The organism is Caldimonas brevitalea (assembly GCF_001017435.1).
GTDB classification, from domain to species: Bacteria; Pseudomonadota; Gammaproteobacteria; order Burkholderiales; family Burkholderiaceae_C; genus Caldimonas; species Caldimonas brevitalea.
Genome location: NZ_CP011371.1, coordinates 4015403 through 4040573 on the forward strand (window position 1 = coordinate 4015403; position 25171 = coordinate 4040573).

At 66.6% G+C, this 25171-nt stretch carries 28 protein-coding genes; 17 read left to right on the top strand and 11 right to left on the bottom strand.

The window, feature by feature from the left end; all coding sequences use genetic code 11:
- Positions 1-30: 30 nt before the first annotated feature.
- From AAW51_RS31195 to AAW51_RS16875, 7 genes are all read right to left on the bottom strand, one after another.
- Positions 31-1524 carry a methyl-accepting chemotaxis protein gene (locus tag AAW51_RS31195; protein WP_269465144.1) on the bottom strand — a complete coding sequence of 498 codons (1494 nt, stop codon included), beginning with the start codon at positions 1522-1524 and terminating at the stop codon, positions 31-33.
- A 288-nt stretch (positions 1525-1812) separates the two neighbouring features.
- Positions 1813-2151 (bottom strand): Na+/H+ antiporter subunit G, encoded by a 339-nt coding sequence (locus AAW51_RS16850; RefSeq protein ID WP_047195527.1) that lies wholly within the window; start codon positions 2149-2151, stop codon positions 1813-1815.
- Positions 2148-2426: a K+/H+ antiporter subunit F gene (locus AAW51_RS16855; RefSeq protein ID WP_047195528.1), complete on the bottom strand. Its 279-nt coding sequence runs from the start codon at positions 2424-2426 to the stop codon at positions 2148-2150. The genes AAW51_RS16850 and AAW51_RS16855 overlap by 4 nt, the downstream gene beginning before the upstream one ends.
- Positions 2423-2911, bottom strand: a complete 489-nt coding sequence (locus tag AAW51_RS16860) for a Na+/H+ antiporter subunit E (protein ID WP_047195529.1) — start codon at positions 2909-2911, stop codon at positions 2423-2425. Before AAW51_RS16860 ends, AAW51_RS16855 begins: the two co-directional genes overlap by 4 nt.
- On the bottom strand, positions 2908-4617 hold the full coding sequence (locus AAW51_RS16865) for a monovalent cation/H+ antiporter subunit D (protein ID WP_047195530.1): 1710 nt from the start codon (positions 4615-4617) through the stop codon (positions 2908-2910). The genes AAW51_RS16860 and AAW51_RS16865 overlap by 4 nt, the downstream gene beginning before the upstream one ends.
- A complete protein-coding gene (locus AAW51_RS16870) occupies positions 4614-4958 on the bottom strand; it encodes a Na+/H+ antiporter subunit C (protein ID WP_047195531.1) in 345 nt (114 codons plus the stop codon). The genes AAW51_RS16865 and AAW51_RS16870 overlap by 4 nt, the downstream gene beginning before the upstream one ends.
- Entirely contained in the window at positions 4958-7867 is a 2910-nt protein-coding gene (locus tag AAW51_RS16875; protein ID WP_047195532.1) for a monovalent cation/H+ antiporter subunit A, read from the bottom strand. The genes AAW51_RS16870 and AAW51_RS16875 overlap by 1 nt, the downstream gene beginning before the upstream one ends.
- Positions 7868-8017: 150 nt before the next feature.
- Between AAW51_RS16875 and AAW51_RS29325 the strand changes: the two genes are divergently transcribed.
- Complete coding sequence (locus AAW51_RS29325) at positions 8018-8191, top strand: universal stress protein (RefSeq protein WP_083438360.1); 174 nt, start codon at positions 8018-8020, stop codon at positions 8189-8191.
- Here AAW51_RS29325 and AAW51_RS28275 read toward each other — a convergent pair.
- The 3 genes from AAW51_RS28275 to AAW51_RS16890 all read right to left on the bottom strand — a co-directional run bounded on the left by AAW51_RS28275 (position 8154) and on the right by AAW51_RS16890 (position 10531).
- Positions 8154-9092, bottom strand: coding sequence for a universal stress protein (locus tag AAW51_RS28275; protein WP_053013658.1), 939 nt, complete (start codon positions 9090-9092; stop codon positions 8154-8156). The genes AAW51_RS29325 and AAW51_RS28275 overlap by 38 nt on opposite strands.
- A 75-nt stretch (positions 9093-9167) precedes the next feature.
- On the bottom strand, positions 9168-9620 hold the full coding sequence (locus tag AAW51_RS16885; RefSeq protein WP_053013659.1) for a GreA/GreB family elongation factor: 453 nt from the start codon (positions 9618-9620) through the stop codon (positions 9168-9170).
- A 431-nt stretch (positions 9621-10051) separates the two neighbouring features.
- Complete coding sequence (locus tag AAW51_RS16890; protein WP_047195533.1) at positions 10052-10531, bottom strand: VOC family protein; 480 nt, start codon at positions 10529-10531, stop codon at positions 10052-10054.
- Between the two features lie 924 nt (positions 10532-11455).
- On the opposite strand from AAW51_RS16890, the gene AAW51_RS16895 reads away from it, so the two are divergent.
- The 16 genes from AAW51_RS16895 (at position 11456) to AAW51_RS16970 (ending at position 24399) form a co-directional block, all read left to right on the top strand.
- On the top strand, positions 11456-12406 hold the full coding sequence (locus AAW51_RS16895) for a diiron oxygenase (protein ID WP_047195534.1): 951 nt from the start codon (positions 11456-11458) through the stop codon (positions 12404-12406).
- An 18-nt stretch (positions 12407-12424) separates the two neighbouring features.
- Positions 12425-13027 carry an anthranilate synthase component II gene (locus AAW51_RS30865; protein WP_047195535.1) on the top strand — a complete coding sequence of 201 codons (603 nt, stop codon included), beginning with the start codon at positions 12425-12427 and terminating at the stop codon, positions 13025-13027.
- A 46-nt stretch (positions 13028-13073) separates the two neighbouring features.
- A complete protein-coding gene (pabB, locus tag AAW51_RS16905) occupies positions 13074-14612 on the top strand; it encodes an aminodeoxychorismate synthase component I (RefSeq protein WP_238947619.1) in 1539 nt (512 codons plus the stop codon).
- A 13-nt stretch (positions 14613-14625) separates the two neighbouring features.
- On the top strand, positions 14626-14985 hold the full coding sequence (locus AAW51_RS16910) for a YybH family protein (RefSeq protein ID WP_047195536.1): 360 nt from the start codon (positions 14626-14628) through the stop codon (positions 14983-14985).
- A 52-nt stretch (positions 14986-15037) separates the two neighbouring features.
- Positions 15038-16147, top strand: coding sequence for an acyl-CoA synthetase family protein (locus tag AAW51_RS16915; RefSeq protein WP_047195537.1), 1110 nt, complete (start codon positions 15038-15040; stop codon positions 16145-16147).
- Positions 16147-17517 (top strand): aldehyde dehydrogenase family protein, encoded by a 1371-nt coding sequence (locus AAW51_RS16920; protein WP_047195538.1) that lies wholly within the window; start codon positions 16147-16149, stop codon positions 17515-17517. Before AAW51_RS16915 ends, AAW51_RS16920 begins: the two co-directional genes overlap by 1 nt.
- 40 nt (positions 17518-17557) lie before the next feature.
- Positions 17558-18031: an FAS1-like dehydratase domain-containing protein gene (locus AAW51_RS16925; RefSeq protein WP_047195539.1), complete on the top strand. Its 474-nt coding sequence runs from the start codon at positions 17558-17560 to the stop codon at positions 18029-18031.
- On the top strand, positions 18028-18459 hold the full coding sequence (locus AAW51_RS16930; protein ID WP_047195540.1) for a MaoC/PaaZ C-terminal domain-containing protein: 432 nt from the start codon (positions 18028-18030) through the stop codon (positions 18457-18459). The genes AAW51_RS16925 and AAW51_RS16930 overlap by 4 nt, the downstream gene beginning before the upstream one ends.
- A gap of 70 nt (positions 18460-18529) precedes the next feature.
- Positions 18530-18784, top strand: coding sequence for an acyl carrier protein (locus AAW51_RS16935; protein WP_047195541.1), 255 nt, complete (start codon positions 18530-18532; stop codon positions 18782-18784).
- Between the two features lies 1 nt (position 18785).
- Positions 18786-20054: a beta-ketoacyl-[acyl-carrier-protein] synthase family protein gene (locus AAW51_RS16940; protein WP_047195542.1), complete on the top strand. Its 1269-nt coding sequence runs from the start codon at positions 18786-18788 to the stop codon at positions 20052-20054.
- Entirely contained in the window at positions 20051-21157 is a 1107-nt protein-coding gene (locus AAW51_RS16945; protein WP_047195543.1) for a beta-ketoacyl synthase N-terminal-like domain-containing protein, read from the top strand. Before AAW51_RS16940 ends, AAW51_RS16945 begins: the two co-directional genes overlap by 4 nt.
- Positions 21154-21543, top strand: coding sequence for a 3-hydroxyacyl-ACP dehydratase FabZ family protein (locus tag AAW51_RS16950; protein WP_083438361.1), 390 nt, complete (start codon positions 21154-21156; stop codon positions 21541-21543). The genes AAW51_RS16945 and AAW51_RS16950 overlap by 4 nt, the downstream gene beginning before the upstream one ends.
- Before the next feature lie 58 nt (positions 21544-21601).
- Positions 21602-22108 (top strand): 3-hydroxyacyl-ACP dehydratase FabZ family protein, encoded by a 507-nt coding sequence (locus tag AAW51_RS16955; RefSeq protein WP_047195545.1) that lies wholly within the window; start codon positions 21602-21604, stop codon positions 22106-22108.
- Complete coding sequence (gene fabG, locus AAW51_RS16960; protein WP_047195546.1) at positions 22098-22847, top strand: 3-oxoacyl-[acyl-carrier-protein] reductase; 750 nt, start codon at positions 22098-22100, stop codon at positions 22845-22847. The genes AAW51_RS16955 and fabG overlap by 11 nt, the downstream gene beginning before the upstream one ends.
- A gap of 11 nt (positions 22848-22858) precedes the next feature.
- A complete protein-coding gene (locus tag AAW51_RS16965; RefSeq protein WP_047195547.1) occupies positions 22859-23566 on the top strand; it encodes a 2-hydroxychromene-2-carboxylate isomerase in 708 nt (235 codons plus the stop codon).
- A complete protein-coding gene (locus AAW51_RS16970; protein WP_047197943.1) occupies positions 23566-24399 on the top strand; it encodes an aminotransferase class IV in 834 nt (277 codons plus the stop codon). Before AAW51_RS16965 ends, AAW51_RS16970 begins: the two co-directional genes overlap by 1 nt.
- Positions 24400-24402: 3 nt before the next feature.
- On the opposite strand, the gene AAW51_RS16975 is transcribed toward AAW51_RS16970, so the two are convergent.
- Positions 24403-25131 (bottom strand): hypothetical protein, encoded by a 729-nt coding sequence (locus tag AAW51_RS16975; protein ID WP_047195548.1) that lies wholly within the window; start codon positions 25129-25131, stop codon positions 24403-24405.
- Positions 25132-25171 lie beyond the last annotated feature (40 nt).

The window sequence follows — 25171 nt, forward strand, 5'->3', positions numbered from 1 at the left end:
CGCCGCTGGCGCCGGCCGCAAGCCCCGGTGTCAGCGCAGCGCGCTGGTCCGTTCTTCCTGCAGGCGGAAGGTGGACACCAGGCCGCTGAGCCGCCCCGCCTGCTCCCGCAGGCTGGCGGCCGCGGCGGCCGACTGCTCGACCAGTGCCGCGTTCTGCTGGGTCATCTGCTCGAGCTGGTTCACCGACTGGTTGACCTGCCCGATCCCCCCGGACTGCTCGTTCGAGGCAGCGGTGATCTCCGCGATGATGTCCGTGACCCGCTGGACGCTGGTCACGATCTCGTGCATGGTCGTGCCGGCGTCCTGCACCAGGCGTGAGCCGGTTTCGACCTTCTCGACCGAGCTGCCGATGAGGACCTTGATCTCTCTCGCCGCCTCGGCCGAGCGCTGCGCCAGCGAGCGCACCTCACCCGCGACCACCGCAAACCCCCGCCCCTGCTCGCCCGCTCGCGCCGACTCGACGGCGGCATTCAGGGCCAGGATGTTGGTCTGGAAGGCGATGCCGTCGATCACCGCGATGATGTCGTTGATCCGCTTGGAGCTGGCATCGATGTCGTCCATCGTCGACACCACCTGCCCCACCACCTCTCCGCCGCGCACCGCCACGGCAGAGGCGGACATGGCCAGCTGGTTCGCCTGCTTCGCAGCATCGGCGTTCTGGCGCACCGTGGCCGTCAGTTGCTCGACCGAAGACGCCGTCACCTGCAGGCCGCTGGCGGCACGTTCGGTGCGCGTGCTCAAGTCCTGGTTGCCGCTCGCCACTTCGGCGCTGGCCAGCTCGATGCTGTCCGCTGACAGCCGGATCTCGCCCACCAGACCGCGCAGTTGATCCTGCATCGTCGCAATCGCGGCGAGCAGGCGGCCGATCTCGTCCGCCGACTCCACCTGCACCGAGGAACTGAGGTCGCCCTTCGCGATGCGCTCGGCCACGCGGATGGCACGGTCCACCGGCCCCTTGACACTGCGGGTGATCCCCCAGGCCAGGAAACTGCCGGCCAGCACCGCGAGCACGACCACCAGGCCGGCGACCGCTTGCGCACGTTGCTGGCTGTCCAGCGCGGACTGATAGGCTTGTTGGTTGAGCTCGGCTTCGAGCGCGATCAGCTCGGCCACCTTGCGTCGCCACACGGCTTCACTCGGCCTGACCTCGTTGAGCAGTGTGGCGGTGGCGGCGGCGCTGGCACCGTCCTCACCTTCCTTGGCGGCACGCAACACCAGCGGCAGCGTCTGCTTCGCCGACTCGCGCAGCGCCTGCATCAGCTGGCGCTCTGCGTCCGACCCGCTGGCCTCGATCCGCTCACCCAGCGCCTGCTCGGCCTTCACGTACTGAGCGTGCGCCTGCTTCAACACGGCCACCTCGGCCTCGAGCTCCTTCACGTCGATGATGAGCGTGATGGTGCGCGCCTGCACCGCCAGCACGTTGATCTGGTTGAGCATCTCGTGGGCCAGAGCCGTCTTGGGGTCGTTCACCTCGTTGGTCTCGCGCAAGCGTGACGCAATGCTGCGAAATTCAGCACTGTTCATGGCTGCGACCCCGATCAGCATCAAGATGACACTCGCGAACCCGAAGGCGAGACGTCGACCGATCGACAGTTGATTCAGCTTAAGAAATGACATCGCGATCCTGATTTGTTGCGCACCTTGGCCCGGGCGCTGGGCCTACGTGCCCTTCGCAAGGCAGGAATATCGGCAGTTTGTGCCCCTACTTGAGGGCTGCCGTCTTTCCCGGTTGCCAAGGTGAACTCGGCGGCTCCAGTTGGGCTGACGCCCGGATCGGCGGCGGGCCGGACCATCGACGCCGGTGTGCCGTGCTCAGCCCCCTGCGCCGGTCAGCGGCGGCGGCACTTCCTCTTTGGCCTGACGATGACGGAAGACCGCGGCGCGCGCCAACAGGACGGTCGTGACCGGGGCCGTGATCGCCAGCAAGATGGCGATCAACCAGGCATGCAGCGACAGCACCCCCTCGTGAGCCGAGAAGTGGACGATGGTCGCCACCGCCACGGACCAGCTGCCCAGGGTGTAGGCCAGCGCAGGCGCGTGCATGCGAACGAAGAAGTCGGGCAACCGCACCAGCCCGAGCGCCGCCACGACCACCGCGATGCCACTGACCAGCAGCAGCACGGCCACGACGACATCGGCGAACGACGTCATTCGATCACCTCGCCGCGCAGCAGGAACTTGGCCATGGCGAACGAACCGACGAAGCCGAACAACGCGATCAGCAATGCACCTTCGAAGTACATGCGGCTGTCGTAACGGATCGCGAGCACCATCATCACGAGCAGGACAACGATGAACATGAAGTCGAGCGCCAGCACGCGGTCCTGGGCGCGCGGGCCACGCAACACACGCACCAGGGCCAGCAGCATGGCCACGGCATACAGCCCGAGGGTGACGGCGACGGCGCCGGAAAGCAAAGGGCTCATTCGAAGATCTCCTTCAGCGGTTGCTCGTAACGCGCCTTGAAGTGGCGTATGAATTCCTCGTCATGCTGCAGGTCGAAGACATGCAGCAGCAGCTCGCTACGATCGCGCGCCAACTCGGTCCAGACGGTGCCGGGAACCACCGTCGTGATGACGGCCAGTGCCGCCAGCCCGAACGGATCGCGCAGGTCCAGCGGCACCACGACAAAACGAGCGCGTGGTGGGCTGCGGCCCGCCTTCAGCACACCAAGGCCGACCTCGACGGCCGAGCGGATCACATCGGCGCCAACCGCCAGCACCAGGCGGGCCAGCACTTTCGGCCGTCGCAGCGGGCCGGCGGGCGGCCGCAGCGGTGCCATCAGCAAGGGCATCCACCAGCCGACCAGCACGCCCAGCAGCAGATGGCCTGGCGAGAGCGAGCGGTTGAGCAGCAACCACATGGCAAGCAGCGCCAGCGACAGCACGGGCGACGGGAACCAGCGTTTCATCGGCTGCCTCCGAACCGCGGCAAGGTGCCTCTTTCGGTGGGGGTCGGCACCGGCCGGGCGGCCATCACGGCACCGATGTACCCTTGCGGATCGTGCAGCGACGCCGCGGTGGCGCGCATATAGCGCAGCCCGGACTCGCCGCCGATGACGAGCACGACACACAGCCCGAGCAGCGCCGCGACCGGCAGCGACTCGGCCACTCTCAGCTCGGGAGCACCCCGCTGCTCGGGACTCCAGAACACGCGCAGGCCCACGCGAGAGAGCGCGATGACGGCGAACAGCCCGGAGAGGATCTGCAGCGCGAACAGCACCACCCCGGCACTGGCGGTGCCGATCTGAGCCGGCATCGCGAGCACCGCCGAGAGCATGGCCAGCTTCGCGACGAAGCCCGAGAGCGGCGGCAGCCCCGCCAGCACGAGCGTTCCCACCAGGAAGGCCAGCCCGAGGAAGGTGACGGCCGCCGGGATGGCCCGGCCGATCAGCGGCACCGCGAGGTCGTCGAGGTTGGCGTCGGCCGGCACAGGTTCTGCGTCCGGCTCGGCAAAACCGGGCAGACGGCCGTCGACCACCGGCATGGACGGCGGGTCGGCCTCGAGCCTGCGGGCCCTGTCCAGCAGTTCCACGAGCAGGAACATCGCGGCGCCGGCCAGCGTGGCACTGGCCAGGTAGAACAGTGCGCCGGCTGTCAGCGCAGGATCATCGAAGCCGGTGGCGGCCACCAAGGTGCCGGAGGAAGCGATGATGCTGAACGAAACCACCCGCGCGAAGCTGTGCGAAGCGAGCATGCCGATGGTGCCGAAACCCAGCGTGACGAGGCCACCCCACACCAGCGCCTCACTGCCGAACAGAGCCGAATCTCCGGCCGTCGCGGGAAAGCACAGGGTCCACAAGCGCAGCACCGCATAGACACCCACCTTGGTCATGACGGCGAACAGCGCTGCCACGGGCGTGCTCGCGGCCGCATAGGCCGGCGGCAGCCAGAAGTTCATCGGCCAGATCGCCGCCTTGGCGAGGAATGCCACCGCCAGCAACGCGGCGCCGGCATGCAGCAAGCCGCGGTCGCTGTCCGGCACCGCGGCCAGCTTGGCCGCCATGTCCGCCATGTTCAACGTGCCGGTCACGCCATACAGCAAGGACACGCCCACCAGGAACAGCAGTGACGCGAACAGATTGATGGCGATGTAGTGCAGCCCGGCGCGCACCCGGTTGCCGCCGCCGCCGTGCAGCAGCAGGCCATAGGACGCCGCCAGCAGCACCTCGAAGAACACAAAGAGATTGAACAGATCCGCGGTGAGAAAGGCGCCGTTCAGGCCCATCAGCTGCAACTGCAGCAGCGGGTGGAAGTGCGTGCCCGCGCGGTGCCAGCGCGACAGCGAGAACAGCAGACTGCACAACCCGGTGACGGCACTCAGCAGCAGCATCAGCGCTGCAAGACGATCGACCGCCAGCACAATGCCGAACGGCACCGGCCAGTTGCCGGGCAGATAGACACCGAACGCACGCGGCGCGTGCTGGCCATCCACCCACAGCAGCAGCGTGACCGCCGCGACGACCATCGCGGTGCAGGAAAGCAGCCCGAGAGCAGCATGGGCGCGGCGGCGCTGCACGCCAAGGCCCACCATCAGGCCTGCGGCTGCGAGCGGCAGCAGCACCGGCAGCAGGATCACCTGCGCCATCGACCAGCCGGAACTGTCCAATCCGCTCATGGCCGCTCTTCCTGGCCATCGACGTGGTCGCTGCCGGTCAGCCCCCGCAGCGCCAGCAAGACCACCAGGAACAGTGCCGTGGTGGCGAAGCCGATCACGATGGCCGTCAGCACCAGGGACTGCGGCAATGGGTCGGTGTAATCGACCAGGTTCGGCTGCAACCCGGCCTTGACGATCGGCTCGCGGTCGATCGCGAGACTGCCCACGCTGAAGATGAACAGGTTGACGGCGTAAGACAGCATCGACAGGCCCATCAGCACCTGGAAGGTCCGCGGCCGCAGCACCAGCCACACGCCCGCGGCGGTCAGCACACCGATGGCCAGCGAGATCACGACTTCCATCAGGGCGTTCCTTTCTTCTGAGGTACGACACGTTCCGGGCGGCGCTGCGCCCGCAAAGACTGGTGGGCAATCGCCGTCAGCAGCAGCAGCGTCGCGCCGACCACGACAGCGAACACGCCCAGGTCGAAGAAAAATGCGCTCGGCAGGTGAAGCTCCCCGATGACGGGCAGGCTGAAATGCGCGGTATGGCTGGTGAGGAAGGGATACCCGACGATGAGCGAGCCCAACCCGGTGGCGAGGGCGAGCAGCAGGCCGACGGCGATCCAGCGTGAGGGTCGCAAGTTCGTGCGTGCCTCCACCCACTGCGTGCCGCCCACCATGTACTGGGCCGTCAGCGCCACCGCCATGACCAGACCTGCCACAAAACCGCCGCCCGGTTCGTTGTGCCCGCGCAGGAACAGGTGCAGCGCCAGCACGCCCGCCACCGGCAACAGCAGTCGCACCAGCACGGCGGGCACCATCAGGTAGCCCCGCTCGTCGTCACCGTCAGCTCGGGGCTGGACCAGATCTGAGCGCACGCCGGTCGGCACGGCACGTTGCTGCGGCGGCAGCTCAACCGTCTCGCGCGGCGGCCGAAAGCGCCTCAGCAGGGAAAACACGGCGAGGGCCACCACCGCGAGCACGGTGATCTCGCCCAGCGTGTCGAAGGCACGAAAGTCCACCAGCATCACATTGACCACGTTGGTGCCGCCCCCGGCCGGCAGCGCGTTCTGCAGGAAGAATGGCGAGATGCTCTGGGGCGCAGTGCGCGTCAGCATGGCGTACGACAGCGCTGCCAGGCCGGTGCCCACGCACACGGCCAGCGCGAGGTCGCGGCGGCGCCTCCATGCGGCCCGCGGTGCGGTGCGCGGGTCGTCCTGCTCGATACGACGGGGCAACCAGCGCAGCCCCAACAGGAACAGCACCGTGGTCACGGCCTCCACCGCGAGCTGCGTCAAGGCCAGGTCGGGCGCCGAGAACCACGCGAACGTGATGCACACCACCAATCCGACGCCGCTCAACAGGATCAACGCCACCAGCCGGTGAAACTTGGCTTGGTAGGCGGCGCCCACCGCACACGCCGCGCCTGCCACCCACAGAAGGACGAAATCGGCATCGGCCGGCACCCGCTCGCGGTCGCCCCATTCCAGCGGCACGATGAGCGCCGATCCCAGCCCCGCGGCCCCGGCGACGACGACCAGCGCCAGCATTTGCGCTTGCAGCTGCCGCGTGCCCAGGAGCCTCAGCAGCGAGCGCGCCAACAGGTTGACGCGGGCCAGCCCGTTCTCGAAGATCTGCTGCCCCTCGAACCGCCGCAGCAGCGGCACACCCCGGTGCCCGCGACGCTTGAACCACGCGGCGCACGGCAAGTACAACAGCACACCGCCGGCCAGCGCCACGACGCTCATCGCCAGCGGCGCACTGAAGCCGTGCCAGACGGCCAGGTTGTAGACCGGCAATGTGCCGCCCACCACCGGTCGGGCCGCGGCTTCGAGCGCGGGGCCGATCGCCCACTGCGGCGCGATGCCCACCACCAAACAGGTCAGCACCAGCCACTCGATCGGCGCGCGCATCCACCGATGGGGCTCATGGGGAGCGCGCGGCAACCCGACCGGCGCCGGGCCAAAGAACACGTCGTGCCCGAAACGCAGCGAATACACCACGGCGAACACGCCGTAGAGGGTTGCCAGCGCAGGCAGCCCGTACTCGAGCCAGGGCCGGCCGGTGATGAACACCGTCTCCGCGAAGAACATTTCCTTGGACAGAAAGCCGTTGAGCAGCGGCACACCGGCCATCGCCGCGCAGGCCACCATGGCGAGCGCGCCGGTGTAGGGCATGAAGCGAAGCAGGCCGTCCAGGCGTCGCATGTCGCGGGTGCCGGTCTCGTGGTCGATGATGCCCACCGACATGAACAGCGACGCCTTGAACGTGGCGTGGTTCATCATGTGGAACACCGCCGCGACGGCCGCGAGGTCGCTGTTGAGCCCCAGCAGCAGCGTGATCAACCCCAGGTGGCTGACGGTAGAGTACGCCAGCAAGGCCTTGAGGTCGTTCTGAAACATCGCGGCGTAGGCGCCCAGCAGCAGCGTCGCGGCACCCGCACCAGCGACACTCCAGAACCACAGGTCGGTGCCCGACAGCACCGGCCACAGCCGCGCGAGCAGGAACACGCCCGCCTTGACCAAAGTGGCCGAGTGTAGATAAGCGGACACCGGCGTGGGCGCGGCCATCGCCCGCGGCAGCCAGAAGTGGAACGGAAACTGCGCGCTCTTCGTCAGCGCTCCGAGCAGCACCAGCACCAGCACCAGCGGATACAGCGGGTGGGTGCGAACCAGGTCACCGGCGGCGAGCACGTCGCCGAGGTCGTTGCTGCCCACGATGTGACCCAGGATCAGCACCCCGGCCAACAGCGCCAAACCTCCCGCGGCCGTCACCGTGAACGCCATGCGGGCGCCCCGGCGCGCATCCTTGCGGTGGTACCAGTAGCCGATCAGCAGAAAGGAGAACAGGCTGGTGAGTTCCCAAAACAGGACCAGCTGCACCAGGTTGCCCGACACCACCACACCGAGCATGGCCCCCATGAAGCCGAGGAGCAGCGAGTAGAAGCGGGCCGCCGGATCGTCTTCGGACAGGTAGTAGCGGGCGTACAGCACGACCAGGCTGCCGATGACCGTCACCAGCATCGCAAACATCCAGGCGAAACCGTCGATGCGCACGACGAGGTCGAGGTCGAGGCTGGGCAGCCAGCGCACCCGCTCGACCATCACGCCACCCTCGCTTATGGTGGGAAACAACGACGCCACCGATGCCACGCTGGCCAGCATCACAAGGCCGGTCCAGGCGGACTCCACGTTACGAGCTCTGGTGGGGAGCAGCGCCGCGACCAGCGCGCCGGCAAACGGCAATAGAAGCAGCAACAACAACGACATGGGCCGAGTCTATGTCCGCGGAAGCAACGAGGTGAGCAAGACCACCCTCATTGCGTAGCGCCCGTCGCAGTTCCCGCACATCGCCGGGCCGCTGCGCGATGCCGCGCACGCCGCCGCAGTACCTGCCGTGTTCAACACTGAAACCCGTGGATGGCCACCGTCCGGCAGGAGCAGGAGCACGACTGCGATCTGATCGTCATCGGCAAGCACGGCCGCGGTGCTCTGGAGGAGTTTCTGCTGGGCAGCGTGACGAACACGGTGATCGCCGCGTCAGCGGGAAACGTCCTCATTGCGACGCGCAGCGAGGCGGCGAGTGCGCCGTAGCGGCTGCACGCACGACGGCACTTCGACGGCGAGGCGCGACAAGAACGTCGCAGCCAGCGTTGCAGATGACCGGCGCCGCCACACGACCGAGCAAGAAGTTGCCGAGCGTGGCGCTGCCGTCTCGCCCGACGGCCACCAGACCGAAGTTCCCCGACTTCTGCCTGGCAAGACACGCCTCCGAGGGCACGCCGTGCGCAATGCTTGTCGTGAAGCCTGCGCTCGCCGGTAGCGCCAACGCAAGACGCTGCAGACGACACAGCGCGGTGGTCTCGTCACGGTCCTGTTGCGCGACGATGTGCTCGCGCGGAGCCGCCGCTGCACGCTCCGGCGACTCGCATTGAGGACCGACCACATGGAGCAGTTCGACCTTGGCGTCCGGCGCCAATTCGCGTGCGGCCTGTGCAGCGGCCAGCGAGCCGGCCTCGAAGTCCACGGGCACGAGAACTGTTTTGTACCGGTCGCTCGTCTGGTTCCTGACGAGCAGAACAGGCTTGGGGAACAGCCGGACGATACGTTCGGTTGCGGTGCCGAGCACTCTGTCCGCAAGCGCCCTCTTGCCGCGCACGCCGACGACAAGCAAGTCGCAGGTGTCGGCAAGGCCTAGCAGCAGGTCGATGCAGTTCCCGACCGCGACGAACGTGTCCGTGTCGATTCCGAGATCGGTCCGTAGCTTCCTGGCGGTATCGCTCATCATCGCGTTGGCGGTGTCGATCGCCGCCTGGACCGACCTGCTGCTGCCCGGCAGCTCCTGAAACGGTGACCCGGGTAAAGCCGGTATCGCGTGAAACAGCGTCAGTGGCTTTCGCAGCTGGCTGGCAACCGAAGCCCCGCGACGGATGGCATGGCTGACTCCCTGCGGCGACTCGCACGCGACCAGAACGGACGAAGGGCGCTTCGTCATTTCAGTGTCCTTTCAGTGAGTTTGCAATCGGCAGGCACTGCTGCACTGCCGTACTTGAGCGCACTCGCAGTCGGCTCAACGCGTCAACTCGCCGTTCGCTTCCGGCTGGAAGAGGACTTCTTCCAGCCTCGAGGACAGGAACGACCCATGAGGCGTTGCCCACTCCACGACGTCGCCCTCGCGCAGGCCGAGCAATGCAAGTCCGAGCGGAGAGAACACGGAGATGAACCCATGTGCCGCATCGACGGCCGCGGGATGGCACAACGTCACGACATGACGCGGCAGCCCTGCCCCACTCGACAGACGCGCCTGCGCATGCAGGGTCACGACGTCGGCGGGCACGCGCGCCGACGGCACGACAGTGGCGGTGTCGAGCAGAAGCTCAACTGTCTCGCAGATGCCGGCGGGCGGTTGGAGCCTTCGCAGCAGCCGTCGTATGCGAACGGCGTCCAGCTCGGTGAGGATACGTTCGGTCTGGGAAGAGGACATGAACTTGTGCATGACAAGTTCGTTGGGCTTGGCCGACATGGCAGCGCTCCTTCAAATGTTGCCGCTAAGGCAACGAACTGCGCTCGGACCAGGGCCCGGCGGTCGAAGGTTTGCGCTTGAGGGAGGGAGAGAGAAAGGCGACCGCCGGGCTTAAGGATGTGCGGCCGGCGGTCGGCCTGCACGGCTGTCGATGCCCACAGCGAGCGCGAGCGAAAGCTCGTACCTGCGGGATGACATTGCGTTGAAGGTCGCCATGCAGGTCAGTGTAACGGGTTGGGCTGCAGCGTCAACCGAGACAGCCCCGTGGAGAGCTGCGGTGCGGCGGACCTTCGGGTATCCGAGAGGTCGCGACGAGTCGCGGGCCTCGCATGACGGGGGTGCATCTCGGTCGTGGCCGCAGCCGTCGATGGGCATCTCGACCGCGCCGCGATGCAGCTGCAACCTGTTTTGGGAATGGACGACGGGGCCCGTCAGCCGCGCAAAGCGGCTTCGATCGCAGCGATGTCGATCTTCGTCATCTCCATCATGGCCTCGAACGCACGCTTGGCCGCGGCGGGATCCGGATCGGCGATGGCGGCCATCAAGGCGCGCGGCGTGATCTGCCACGACAGTCCCCACTTGTCCTTGCACCAGCCGCAGGCGCTTTCCTGGCCGCCGTTGCCGACAATCGCGTTCCACAAGCGGTCCGTTTCGGCCTGGTCGTCGGTCGCCACCTGGAACGAGAAAGCCTCGTTGTGCTTGAACGCGGGGCCTCCGTTCAAGCCGAGACAAGGGATGCCCATGACCGTGAACTCGACCGTCAAGACATCGCCCTGCTTGCCCGCGGGGTAGTCGCCAGGCGCGCGATAGACAGTGCCCACCGTGCTGTCGGGGAACGTCTCGGCGTAGAACTTGGCGGCGTCCAATGCGGTGCCGTCGTACCAAAGACAAATCGTGTTCTTGCTGACCATCTGGTTCTCCTGAGTTGGACAGACGTGCATACAAGCCCCGCGGGTGCCGGACGACTTCACCAACTTGCGTCCCGCAGGGCGGCGCGTGCGCGATCGGCCGCCACGGCGGCGGCGATCCATGGGCATCGTATGCGCAATGGGATCGAGCTGATGAAGGGTCTGGCGCGGAGTTGAGGGAATGCCGCCGCGTGAGCTTCGACGCTCTCTCAGCAGAGCGCGAGGCCCTGTTGGAAGAGCGCAAGATGCCTCTGCTGTCTCTTCATCCTCGCCTTGCTCCCGATCCGGGAGGCCGAGCCCGACCTTGCGCGGGCGGCTGGCACGGGCGGACCCCGCCGCGGCCACTCCCTCTCTTGGGGGAGATTCAGGGGGAGATCAGATGCGCTTCGGCCCGGCACTGGGTCCGTTTTGATTCGATGTTGACAACAAGGGGTACCTTCCGCCGCCTCCCTGCGACTCGCGACGCCTCCCGACGGCAAGACCTTGCCCGCTGCTTCAGCAGGCATCCGTGTCCGTTCGAGTTCACATACGGCCAAATGGAGTTGTTGAGCGTCAACCACCCAGCGTCGACACACCGCCGGGCACCTGTATGACGCCCGCATGAATAATTGCGGAAATCGATAGAAATTTGATTCGCATCGAAATCTACATTTCGATAGTCGACCCTCTTTCTGTCAGGTCTGCCAGCTGGTAAAGCACCTTCTAAAACCGTACCGTTACGTCAACAGTCGCGTTTCAAAAAAATTTCCAAGCAAGCCGGGGACAAAAGTCGCCACGCCGCTTTCGCTTGGCCGCGACGTATTCCGGCAGTACAGGCCCGCCTGTAGCAGTACAGGACCCACCGGTCATCGTTACTTTTTCAAGTCTCCGGTCGATCATTTTCGATCACCGGGCCCGGCCAGCTTTGGCCTTGTCGGAGGACCGCATATGCTCGGCGAATGCACGCCTCGGGATGACACCACGGATTCGTGGTACGCAAAAGCGACCGTCCGCCATACGCCGAGGATTTTCGCGCCCTCCGGGACGAACACTGAACTTGTCTATCCCACGGCACGCAGCTTTATCGTCGACCATCCGATCGTGCGATCGAAAGGCCCGGACGTTCGCTCCTTCATCCTCGCGCAGGCCGCCTACCAATTTCTGTACAACATCGCGTTGATGGAGACCAAGCTGGTCATTCGGGCGAGCCTGGCCGTCCTGCACCGGAACGCCGACGGCATCGACGATCAGCACAAGCTGGACGCGCTCACGGTGGTCATCGACGAGGGGTACCACGCGCACGTCGCGCTCGACTACATCCTGCAGTTCAAACAGCAAAGCGGTATTGCGCCAGTGCACCCGCCGGAGAGCACTCAAAAAATCGATGCGGTCGAAAGGGCTGCCGCTGTACTGCCCGTCGAACTCCATCCCGATTTCGAGTTGTTGGCCGTCACCCTCGCTGAAAACGTCGTGACCGAAGAAGTGGCCAACATGGGCCGGGAAAAAGACGTGGTCAAGTCGTTCGCGACCGTGATGAAAGATCACGTACGCGACGAGGGGCGCCATTCGAGTTATTTCGCCGAGCTGATGAAAGCACGGTGGCCACATTTATCGGAAGACACCCAAATGCAATTGGGCGCGGCACTCCCACATTTTCTGGAAGACTATCTCCACGTCGATCCGGAGCGACACGCCGAGAGACAGGTTCTGCAGGCTTGCGGTTTATTGCCGGATGAAATCGGCCCTGTCCTGGCGGATTCAGAGCAGGCGTTCACCGATTACCACACACAAGCCAGGCAAAAAACAACGTCGCGACTGCTTCGCCTGATTCGGCAGATCGGCGTTCTTGACGTCGAAACCAACCGGCAGCTGTTTGCCGAACGCGGTTACGCCATTTGACGATGCCGGGAGAACAGTATGTGCAAAACGCTGATTGTCGATAACTTCGACTCCTTCACCTACAACCTGTACCAATACATGGGAGAGGTGTGCGGCAGAGAACCGACCGTGGTCTTGAACACGGTGCCGCGCGCCAGTCTTGATCTCGACGACTACGACTGCATCATCATCTCGCCCGGCCCCGGCACACCTGCGCGGGCACAGGATGTGGGCCTCAGCGTGGCCCTGATCAAGGAAGCGCAGGTGCCCGTGCTCGGTGTCTGCCTCGGGCACCAATGTATGGCACATGTGCACGACATGGACATCGTTCATGCACCCGAGCCCGTGCACGGCCGGGTCAGCGCCATCCAGCACGACAACGACGGTGTATTCAAAGGGCTGCCGCAGAACCTGCGCGTGGTTCGCTACCACTCGTTGGTGGTCAAGCAGGTGAAGCCGCCCTTCAAGCTCACCGCATGGGGCGCTGACGGCATCGTGCATGGCATTCGGCATACAGAACGGCCCCTCCACGGCGTGCAGTTCCATCCCGAGTCGGTCTACACCGCTGCGGGCCTCGATCTGCTCCGCAACTTCCGCGACATCGCCGTCACGCACAAGCAGCAAGCCGCATTGAACGCGTGATGCTGCAAGACGGCGAACGTGCCCCACCCAGCAAGGAGCGAGCAGCGTGAACACGTTTCGACTCGAGTGCCGATCACTCGACGCATTTCCCGATCGCCCCGCGGTCTTTCGTGAACTGTTTCTTTCTTCACCACACAAGTTCTTTTTGGAGACCGGCGTCGCCAAGCCAGGCTTCGCGCGGTTCTCTTTCATGGGCGACGCGAGCGGCCCTTGGGCAGAGGTGCTGACCTACAACGCGACGAGCCGCGAGGTGACCGTGCTCAAAGGGCAGCACCGTGCCACCTCGACCATCGACAACATCTTCACGTTCCTCGATGAGCGACTGAAGAAACACAAGGTGGCAAGCCCGGAGCACCTGCCGTTCTCGTTCAACCTCGGCTATGTCGGCACCTTCGGCTATGAGCTGAAGAGCGAAACCATCGGCGCTCAAGCCTATCCCTCGCGCAGTCCGGATGCCGCGTTCCTGTTCGCGACCCGGATGGTGGTGTTCGATCACGAGGAACGCCGCTGCCACCTGCTTCATCTGGTCGCCAACGAAGGTGATCTCGACCAGGCGACGGCCTGGTTCGATTCGGTCGAAGCGCGGCTGAGATGCCTGCCCGAGAAAGGCATGCCGCCGCCCGTCTCGACCGCGGCGCAGCGCCCGCGCATGACACTCGCCGACGTCGAGCAATGGATCGCTCTCAGCGCGACGATGCGCCATGCGCGGCACGCCTACATCGAAAAGATCGCAGAAGCGCAGCGCGAGATCGTCGACGGTGAAAGCTACGAGATCTGCCTGACCAACATCGTCGAGTTTCCGTTCGACGGCTCGCCGTTCGATCTCTACTGTGTGATGCGCGAGCTGACGCCCGCCCCTCACGCCGGCTATTTCCATGTCGCGGATCTCCACCTGGCCTGTGCGTCGCCTGAGCGCTTCCTGAGCGTCGACCGTGGCGGCCGGGTTCAGGCCAAGCCGATCAAGGGAACCCGTCCTCGAGGGCGCAGCGTAGAAGAAGATGCCCGACTGATCGCCGACTTGTCAGGTGACGAGAAGGACCGGGCGGAAAACCTGATGATCGTCGACCTGCTGCGCAACGACCTGGGTCAGGTGTGCGAGCTTGCATCGGTGCAGGTGTCCAAGCTGTTCGACGTCGAAAGCTACTCGCACGTCCATCAACTGGTCTCGACGATCGAAGGGCAGTTGCGCCCGAAGGTCTCCGCCGTTCAATGTGTGCGCGCCGCGTTTCCCGGCGGCTCGATGACCGGTGCACCGAAGAAGCGCACGATGGACATCATCGATCGGCTCGAGGAGGGACCACGCGGCATCTACTCGGGCGCGCTCGGCTGGTTCGGCCTGTGCGGCGCGTGCGACTTCAACATCGTCATCCGCTCCGTCGTGGTCGACGCCCACGGTGCTTACTTCGGTGTCGGCGGCGCCATCATCGCCCTGTCCGACGCCGAGAACGAGTTCAGGGAAACCCTGGTGAAAGCGCGCGGTGTGGTCGAAGCCATCGAATGGTTGCAGGCGGCGCCCGCCCGCATGACCGCACGCGGAGAGCGCAGCGCCGGCGACGTCTCGCCGGTGCCTTCCCTCATCCCCTGAAAGAGAGCATTTGATGAGCATCGTGGATCCGCGAGGACTGAACGAGCATTTCAACGATCTGTTCCGGCAAGGCCAGCTCGACAGCATGACCGCGCTGTACGAGCCGAACGCTGTCATCCGCCTTCCGGACGGCAGCGAGATCACCGGACACGAACAGATCAAGGGCTACATCGGGCAGCTGCTGACGCTGCGCGGAGAACTCGTCGCCTCCACACCCACCTGCACGCGGCAAGGAGATCTGGCCCTCTTGACGGCCGAGTGGAGCTTCCAAGGCCGGGACGCCGAGGACCGTCCGGTGAAGCTCGAGGGCCGCTCGTCGAAAGTCGCAAGGCAAGACACGGACGGCATCTGGCGCTACGTCATCGACGCCTGACCGATCCGATCTCACCCACCCCTATCGCACTCAGCCGACCCAAGGAGGCCACATGGCTCAACACAGCAGCTATTCAGATCCCATCCTCGATTGCCCAGCCACTGAGACACCGCGTCCGGAGGAACTGATCGAGGCCGCGATGAAGTGGCACTTCAGCCCGCAGACGGGCTCGCCCTATTGGCTCGAGCGGGCCAAGTCCTTGCCCTTCGATCCCATCCGGGACGTGCGCACCTTCGAAGATCTGAAGCTGTTCCCCAACGTCGCCAACGAGCTCCGCGACGTGCGCGCGGAGGACCTGATCCCGCGCGGCTACGCATCGCTCAGCGACTTGTATGGCGTCTACGAGAGCGGCGGCACCACCGGTGCCCCCAAGCGTGTCGTGTGTATGGTCGACTGGATGGACCGTTGGCTGGCGTTCAGCCAGCGGCACCTGGACGCGCGCGGCGTGCCGCGCGGCCTCAACTGGCTGGCCCTGATGCCCGATGGGCCTCACATCTTCGGCGCGGCCCTGCGCGAAGGTGCGCGCCGGTCAAGCGGCATCCTGTTCACCATCGACATGGACCCGCGCTGGGTGAAGAAGTGCATCGCCGAGGGGCGCGCAGAAGACGCCGGTCGCTATGCCGAGCACCTGATCCACCAAGCCAGGTTCTTGTTGCAAACGCAGGATGCCGGCGTGCTCATCACGACGCCCCCGCTGCTGGAGCGCATCGCCAAATACGACGATCTGGTCGAGTTGATCAACCGGAAGATCAAGATCATCCAATGGGGCGGAGCGCACATGGATGCCGACACGCGGCGCCTGTTCCAGACCGAGGTGTTCCCCGGCATCCAGATGCAAGGTGGCTATGGCAGCACGATGGTGTTGGGCGGATCGCTCGAGCGCACCGATGCCGGTGGGACCGACTGGTGCATCTTCGATCCGCTCTCTCCCTATATCTCGTTCTCGGTGGTCGACCCCGCCACCGGCCACCCCGTGCCCTACGGCCAACGCGGCCAGGTGGTGATGAACCACATCAGCAAAGGCATGTTGCTGGTCAACAACCTGGAGCGCGACACCGCGGTGCGGGTCGAGCCGCCGCCCGGACAAATGGGTGACTCGGTCGCCGACGTGAAGCCCGTCGCGAGCTTCGACAACCAGCAGGTCATCGAGGGAGTCTATTGATGCCCGGCCACCACCAGGTCGACGCCCTGGGTCATGCCGGACCGTACCGCGCGGTCCACCGGGAGGCCGTGCCCGACGTCACCGGGGCCTGCGCGGCGGAGCTGTCCATCGTTCCGCGGCTGTTCGTGCAACGCAGCCTCGCGGCGCTGCGCCGCGGCGTCAGCCTGCCCGCCGAGGCGCGTGGCAAAGCGCTGAGCCGCGCCGCGGAGCTGTTCGCCACCGGCAACTTCGGCGGCTTGTCCGCCGAGGCCTACCAACACTGCGTCAGCCGTGTGTCGGGCCTGCCCCTCCCGGTGGTCCGGGCGGCCGCGAGCATCATCGCCGACACGGCCCGGCAAGCGCAGACGAGCGCTTACGCCGCCCTGCCGCGCGGTGCCGTGACGTCCTGGTCCGATCGCGCGACGCGCGAAGGCGCGGCGGTCTGGACCCGGCGTGGCGAGGTGTTCGCCGTCAACGCGGCCGGCAACCATCCCGGCGTGCATGCGCTGTGGCTCGAAGCGCTGGCACTCGGCTACCGGCTGGCCGTCAGGCCCTCGCGGAAAGAGCCGTTCACGCCTTATCGATTGGTTGCCGCACTGCACGAGGCCGGTTTCGGCACCGACCAGATCGTGCTGTTGCCGACCGATCACAGCGTGGCCGACGACATCGTCAACCAGGCCGACCTGGCGCTGGCGTATGGCGGCGATGACGTGGTAGCCAAGTATGCCAACAACACCCGGGTGCTGACGCAGGGGCCGGGCCGCTCGAAGATCTTGTTGGCCGGCGCCGACTGGCAGGACCACCTCGACATGATCGTCGACTCGGTGAGCAACGAAGGCGGCACCGCTTGCGTCAACGCGACCGCGGTGCTGGTTCACGGCGACCCTGCGCCGGTGGCACAGGCCATCGCCGAACGACTGCGTGCCCTGCCCAGCCTGCCGCCCGAAGACGAGCGTGCCCGTCTGCCGGTGCAACCGGTCGCCGCGGCGCGTGCGCTGGAGCAGTTTCTGCTGCGCCACGCCGAGGGCACCACCGCCTGGCTGGGCAAGGATGGCGTGGTCGAAGAACTGGGCGACGGCAGCGCGGCATTGCGCCCGGCCGTCTTTCAGGTCGGCCGCGCCGATGCACCGCAGACCGGCATCGAGCTGGGGTTTCCGTGTGTCTGGGTCGCCCCCTGGTCGCCCTCGGACGGCATCGCACCCTTGCGCCATTCGCTGGTGGTGACCGTCGTCGGCGGTGACGACACCTTGATCGACTCGCTGGTGCAAGAGCCGACGATCCGCAATGTTTATGTCGGCAACCACCCCACCTACTGGATGCGCCCCGGTGTCCCGCACGACGCCTATCTGGGGGAGTTCCTGATGAAGACGAAAGCGGTGCTCAGCAGTTGACGCGCCAACACCGAGGTGCACTGAGGCGAAGGATGACCACATGGTATTGAACCGAAATTTCACCGGGCGGTCGCACGGGCCCACCCCTGTCTATGAAGTGAGCCGGGAAAAGATCCGCGACTACGCGATCGCGACCGGTGACCTGCATCCGGCTTATCTCGATCCCGCCGTGGCCCGGCAGCTCGGCTACCGGGACGTCATCGCCCCACCTTCGTTCGCGGTCATGTTGTTCTTCCGTTTCGGTGGATGGCCGCTGTACGACCCCGAATTCGGCAAGAAGAAGGACCCGGTGTGCGTGCACCGCGCACAGCGCGCCACACACCAGCGTCCGATCGTGGCGGGTGACCGACTCGTGCAGACCACGTTCGTGAACGAGGTGGTGGAACGTGGCGAGCATGAGCAGTGGACGATGACCCACACGATCACCACGCCCGAGGGAGAACCCGTTTGCGTCGTCGTCAACACCATCGTTTCGCGTGGCACCGCTCACGAACCGGGATCGACAGCATCATGACATCGCGCATCCGCTATGCCGACGTGCAGGTCGGCACCCCCATCCCGGAGCAGACCTTCGTGCTCAAGCGCGTCGACTTGTTGCGCTATTGCGGAGGTTGCTCCGATTTCACGGCCACCCACTGGAATGAGCGTGTCGCCAAGGCGGTCGGCCTGCCCGACGTGATCGCCCACGGCACCTTGATCATCGCGGAGGCGGTTCGCATCGTGTCCGACTGGGTCGGCGATCCGGGTGCGGTCGTGGAATACAGCGTCAGTCGCTTTGCGCACCCGGTGGTCGTTCCCGACGACGACGTCGGCGCCCAGTTGCGCGTCAGCGGCCGGGTCGAACAGAAGCTGGACGCCGAGTGCGTCGTGGCCCGGCTGAGCGTCCATTGCGGCGGTCGCGAGGTGGTGGCCGGTGCACGCGCCGTGGTACGACTTGCCTGACCTCCTCACCCCCGGGGCGCCCATCGCCCTCGCTCTTTCCTCGATCCATTCGTCTCACACTGGAGTTGACATGAACCTGACCGAGTCCCAACGCAGCAAGATCCACGAGATCATCGCCGACGCCCTGGAGATTTCTCCCGAAGAACTGAAGCCGACGTTGCGTTTCAAAGAGGATTACGACGCCGACTCTCTGCTCGCCATCGACATCCTCGCCACGCTGGAGAAGACCTTCAAGATCTCCATTCCGCAAAGCGAGCTGAACCGCATGGTCAGCCTCGAGGCTGTGTACGCGGTGGTGCTGGACGCCCAGCCGCAGGTGGCCTGAGATGCAGCGCGCGTCAGCCGGCGTGCGGCGCCGAGTGGTGGTCACCGGCATCGGCGCGGTGACCAGCATCGGGATCGGTGTGTCCAACTTTCTGACCGGCCTGCGCGAAGGCCGCAGCGGTGCCAGCCAGATCACGGCCTTCGACGTCAAAGGGTTCGATCACTCGCTCGGCTGTGAAGTCAAGAACTTCGATGCCGCGCAACTGATACGCGACCTGCCGTTGGAGGAGTTCGGACGGGCCAGCCAATTCACGGCGGCCGCGGCGCGGATGGCCGTCGAGGACGCCGCCTTGCCGCTCGACCGGCTGCGCGAGATGCGCTCGATGGTCGTGGTCGGCACCACCGACGGCGAGTCGCGTGACATCGATCATCTGACGCAACTCGAGGTCACCCACGGCTGGCGCGGCCTCGACCCGGTGCTCGCAGGCCGGGTGTCCGCCGGGCGATTGTCGGTCGCGGCCGCCCGCGAACTCGGCCTGCAGGATGTGGAAGCCGTCACGCTGCCCACCGCCTGTGCCGCGGGCAACTACGCGATCGGCTACGGCTGCGACGCGGTACGCAGCGGCGAGGTCGACATCGCGCTGTGCGGCGGCGCAGACGCGGTTTGTCTGAAGACCTTCGCCGGCTTCTACCGCCTCGGCACCATAGCCCCTGTTCACTGCCAGCCCTTCGACATCGACCGCAAGGGCATCCTCACCGGCGAAGGCGCGGGCATGCTCGTGCTGGAGAGTCTTGAATCGGCACAGGCGCGCGGCGCACGCATCTACGCGGAAGTGCTCGGCTACGGGCTCAACTGCGACGCCGACCACCCAGTCGCGCCCAACGAGGACAGCTTCGCCCGCTGCATGCGGCTGGCGCATGCGGATGCCGGCGTCAGCGCCGACGACGTCGACCTCATCTCCGCCCACGGCACCGGCACCAAGGCGAACGACGTGTCGGAAGCACGCGCGGTTCGGCAGGTGTTCGGCGGCGAGCCACCGAAGATGATCTCGATCAAGTCGATGATCGGCCACACGATGGGCGCGGCCAGCGCGCTGGCCGCGATCGCCTGCATCCTGGGGATACGGGAAGGCTTCATTCCCCCGACCATCAACCACGTGCAGACGGACCCGGAATGCGACATCGATTGCGTTCCGAACGTCGCCATAGCAGCGGAGCTGGACATCGTGCAGAACAACGCCCTCGCCTTCGGCGGCAACAACGCGGTGCTCATCTTGGGGCGTTACGCGGCCGACGGCATTCACAACTCCGCAACGCGAGGTCTGTCATGAGTCTGCAAGCTCCGGTCATCTCGGCGTGGTCGGCGGTCTCGCCGTTCGGCCTCGGACGCCAAGCCTTCACCGCGGGCCTGCGCGCCGAAGTCGCCCCGGTGGCGACCCTCGATCCCGACCGCTACCCTGCCCCGGTGGCCCAGGCGTACCTCGTGCCCGCCGACAGTGCACAAGAGCTGCTGGGCCGCAAAGGCACGCGCACGATGGACCGTGCCACTGCACTCGCGGTCTCGGCGGTGGGCTGGTTGCTGCACGAGGACCTGGCCCGTCCCGAGGTCGGCGTCGATGAAAACAGCGCCATCGTGCTCGGCACCTCCACCGGCAGCATCAGCAGCATCATGAGTTTCATCCGCGACTCGCTGACGCAGGACAAGCCCTACCTGGTCGATGCGGCCCGGTTCCCCAACACCGTCATCAACTGCGCCGCCAGCCGATCCGCCATCTGGCACCATCTGCGCGGGCCCAACGTGACGGTCGCCGGCGGCCGTGCCTCGATGCTGCTGGCGCTCAACCATGCGCGCCGGCTCCTGAAGTCCGGCCGTGCCCCTGCGGCGCTGTGTGGTGCCGTCGAGGAATATTCCGCCGAGCGCGCCTGGCTGGCCTGGCACACGCGGCCCGACGGCCAAGACCACCCGATGCTGCTCGGCGAAGGGGCGGGCGTGGTGCTGCTGGAACGCGCCGAGACCAATCAACGCCGTCCCCTGGCGACGCTGCTCGCGGTCGAGGTGGGCCTGGCGCACAGCGCCAACGACGTCGGCCGCGTGCTGGCGACCTGCCTTGAACGCGCCGCCTCCGAGGCGGGGGCGTCGTGGGACGACGCACTGTGGGCCGTCGCACCGTCCGAGCCACCAGGCGAGTTCGGTCAGCGCGAACGCGAGACGCTCGAGCGTGTGCTCGGCAGCGGCGACCGGCGGCGCCTGTCGTGCATGGCGGCGCTCGGCGACACCTGCAGCGTCTCGGGTGCCTTCCAGATCGGTGCCCTGCTGGGCGAAGCGCAGCACGATGCTGCTTCGGCAGGACGGCTGGCGCTGACGACCATGGTCGACCGCGACGGCACCGTCGGCTGCGTGCTGTTGCGCCTCGCCGACGGGGTGCAGCCATGATGCCGGCGCTGTTGGCGACGCCCGTCTTGCTCGTCGAGCAGGACGGATACAACGCCACCGCCGCACTGGACGTCCATGCCGACGAGCCGGTGCTGTCGGGCCACTACCCGGGCTTCGCCGTGTTGCCCGGCGTCTGCGTGATCGACACCGTGCGGCGGGCCGCGCAATTGTGCCGGCCGGCGGACGCACAGCACGGCGTGTTCGACACGGTGGAATCGGCCCGGTTTCTCGAACCCGTGTTTCCCGGCGATCGGATGCGCATCACCTTGCGCTGGGAGCCCGGCCGCGAAGGTGATGGCTGGCGTTGCACCGGGGCCGTCACCGTTGAAGACGGCAAGGTCGCGACCATCCGGCTGCGCTACCGCGTTAGTGAGGTTTGCCAATGAGCGCCGCCCGGCCGTCCGAAGGGGCTCGCACCGCAGTGCGCAGCACGGAGGTTTTTCAATGAGCCTGATCGACATCCCCGCCGTGCTGCCGCATCGACACCCGATGCTGCTGGTCGATGAAGTCCTGCATCTGGTCGAAGGACAAGAGCTGACGGCCCGCAAGGCCATCGCCCTCGACCGGCCCGGCTACTACGTCGACCTGCCCGAGAACGCCGGCCTCGCCGGGTGTGCCTATCCCCCGGCCTTGCTGCTCGAATCCTGGTGTCAGGCGGCCGGCATCCTCGCGACGGCGCACCAGCCCAGCCCCGATGTACGGGTCGGCCGCGTGATGCTGGTCACCAGCGTCAGCCACGTGCGCGCCTGCGGCGACGTGCTGCCCGGCGACGTGATCGAACACCGGGTCCGCGTGCTGCGCGCGTTCGACGAGGCCATGACGTTCGAAGGCGAGACCGTCACCGGCGACGGCCGTCGGGTGCTGGAGGTGGAACGTGTGGTGATGACGATGCGACCGGCCGCATCCCTGCGCCGGGTTGAACAACACCAGGAGACATTCGATGATGAGTAACACCGCACGACCTGTGGCCCTGGTCACCGGAGGCTCCCGCGGCATCGGCCGCGCCGTGGTGCTCGCGCTCGCCAGCGAGGGATACGACATCGCCTTCTGCTACCGGCAGGCGTCGGAGGCGGTCGCGCAAACGGAAGCCGAGGCCGAGGCGCTGGGCGCCCGGGTGCTCGCCCGGGAGGCCGACGTGGCGGACTCGGCCGCGGTCCGCACCTTCGTCTCGGACACCGAGCGTGAGCTGGGCCCGGTCCACGTGGCGGTGACGTCGGCGGGCATCACGCGAGACAACCCGCTCGTCATGTTGCCGCAGGCGGACTGGGACGCGGTGCTGCGCGTCAACCTCGACGGGACCTATCACGTGTGCCATGCCCTCGTCATGTCGATGATGAAGCGCCGTCGCGGCGTGATCCTCAATATCTCGTCCAGCTCCGGTGTCTACGGCAACCCGACCCAGACCAACTACTCCGCCTCCAAGGCCGGCGTCATCGGCTTCACGCGGGCCCTGGCCAAGGAGGTCGGCCGCTACGGCATCCGGGCCAATGTGGTTGCGCCGGGTTTCATCGACACCGACATGACCGCCGCGATGACGCAGGACGCGAAAGGCAAGGCGGCCGAGCGGATCTCGTTGGGCCGCTTCGGTCGCGCCGAGGAAGTGGCCGAGTTGGTCGCCTTTCTGGCGTCCGACCGCGCCTCCTATATCACCGGCGCCGTTCTTCAAGTGGACGGCGGCATCGTCATCTGAGGGAACACGCCGTGAGTCGCCGTCCACGCTTCTACTTCTCCTTCCGCAGCCCCTATTCCTGGCTCGCGTACCACGACCTGCGCACCGAGCATCCGCAGGTGCTGCGCGAACTGGAGTGGCGCCCGTTCTGGGAGCCCGATGTACAGAGCGAACGTATGCTCACCGAGCTGGGCGGGCGCTTCATCTATGCGCCGATGTCGAAGGAAAAGCATCTCTACCTGCTGCGGGACGTGCGGCGCCTTGCGCAACGTCGAGGCCTGACGATCACCTGGCCCCTCGACGACGCGCCCTGGTGGGAGGTTGCGCACCTCGCCTACTTCGCCGCGGTTGATGCAGGACAGGGCCCGGCCTTCGTCGAGCGCGTCTATCGTGCGCGCTGGCAGGAAGGCCGCAACATCAGCGACCCTGACACCATCGCCGAGCTGGCCGAGTCGGTGGGTGTGCCTGGCGACGCGGCGCGTTCGGCGGTCGATCGCACCGAGATGCGTGAGCGGGGCGCCCAGGCCCTGCTGGCGATCGACCGAGACGGTGTGTTCGGGGTTCCGTTTTTCATCGACCGCTCGCAGAGGTTCTGGGGCATCGATCGGCTCAACGATTTCCTGGCGTCTTTGGGCGGCAACACCACCAGCGGCGCAGCGCTCCTCACCGACGCCTCGCCCGCGTCCGCCACCCACGATCGGCGCACCGCCGACCACGGCCACGCGGGCGGGTGCGGCTGATGGCGACCGAAGTCACCGCGGAGGGCCCGCCGCACAGCTTCCTGCTCTGGCACGGCACTCGCCAGGGGCTCGAGCCGACGCCGACACAAGCAGGCGAAGTGCGGGTGATCGATTCCTGGCTGGTGGACGAGGGCCGGGTGCGGGCCTTGTCGGCACACGCCGCACGGTTCCGCGCCTCCTGCGCGGCGCTGGCGCCTGCCCTCGGCAACGAGGTCGACGCCTTCTTCGCCGCATTGGCCGAGTGGCTGCCGGAGCGCGGGCGATGGTTTCCCCGTGCAGAACTGGTCTGGATCGATGCAGCGCCACGACTGCGGCTGTGGGTGCGGCCAGCGCCGGCGCGCGGCCTCAGTGTGCGACTGTGGGTGGCGCCGGAGCCGGACCAGCGTGTCCACCCGACCATCAAGGGCCCTGACCTGCCCTACTTGACGCAACTGCGCCAGGCCGCCGTCGAGCAAGGCGCCGATGAGGCCCTGCTGCAAACGGCCTCGGGCCATTTGCTCGAGGGCGCGTCGTCCAGCCTGATGTGGTGGCGAGAGGGGGACGTGCTGTGCACGCCGCCGCAGGCCGGCGTGCTGCCGAGCGTGACCCAGGCGATCCTGCTCGACCTTGCGGAAGCCGCCGGCGTGACCACCGATCGCTCGGTCTCACCACAAGCGGCCGAGCTGGCCGACAACGAGGTGTGGGTCGTCAACGCACTCCACGGCATCCGGCCCGTGACCGCTTGGGTCGGCACCGCCGTCTCCGCAGGTGCCGCCACACGGGCCGAGTCGTGGCATCGGCGCCTGGACGAACTGGCTGTGCCCCTCTGCCGACACTCGGCGGCCGCACGCTGAACGCTAGCCGATCGGCAGGGCCGGGCAGACCCGCACGACCGCCGTTCCGCGGTCCGGCTTGCCCAACCGAAAGCGCACCTTGTTGTAGAGCACGGTGCCCGAGACGGCGCGCCCTCGCACCAGCTCCTCGCCGGGAAACAGCGTGAAGGTCCAGCCGCCGCCGATCTCGCAATCGGGCAGTTGTTGGCCGCTTTGCAGCACTCGCGCGCCCCAGATCTGTCTCACCATCAAGTCCCGCGTGTCCACGCCATCGAGCTGATAACGCTCCGGCGCCGGATCGTTGCGTATCTCGTGATAACTGCCGAAGTGGACGCCGGCAGGCCCGGTCACGGTGGCCACGACGGTCCAATCGCGGCTGCCCGGCGGCACCACCAACTCGCCGGCCGGCAAGGCGGGGTCGACGAAGTCTTCCGAGGCCTCGCCGAATTGATCGGTGCGCATCGCCGCGTCCATCGCGCCCCGCGTGTCCAGCTTGGCAGGGTCGGGCACGAGCAAGGCACCGAACACCACCTCGTCGCCGAACCGGGCGTGATGAAAATGCTCCTGCAACGCGGCAATCGCACGATCGACCTGCTTCCAGTGCGTGGCCGAGAACTTCTGCTTCAGGTAGCGAGCCGTTGGCACCGGAAGACCTGCCCGGGCGATACCCTCGCGCACCGAGTCACAGGTGTTCCAGCCAGACTCGGCCAAGCGTTCAACGTGATCTGCTTGCGCCACGATGCGGCCTCCCATTCGATGTTCTGGTGCGAGGGTACCCGGGCCGCCGGGCTTG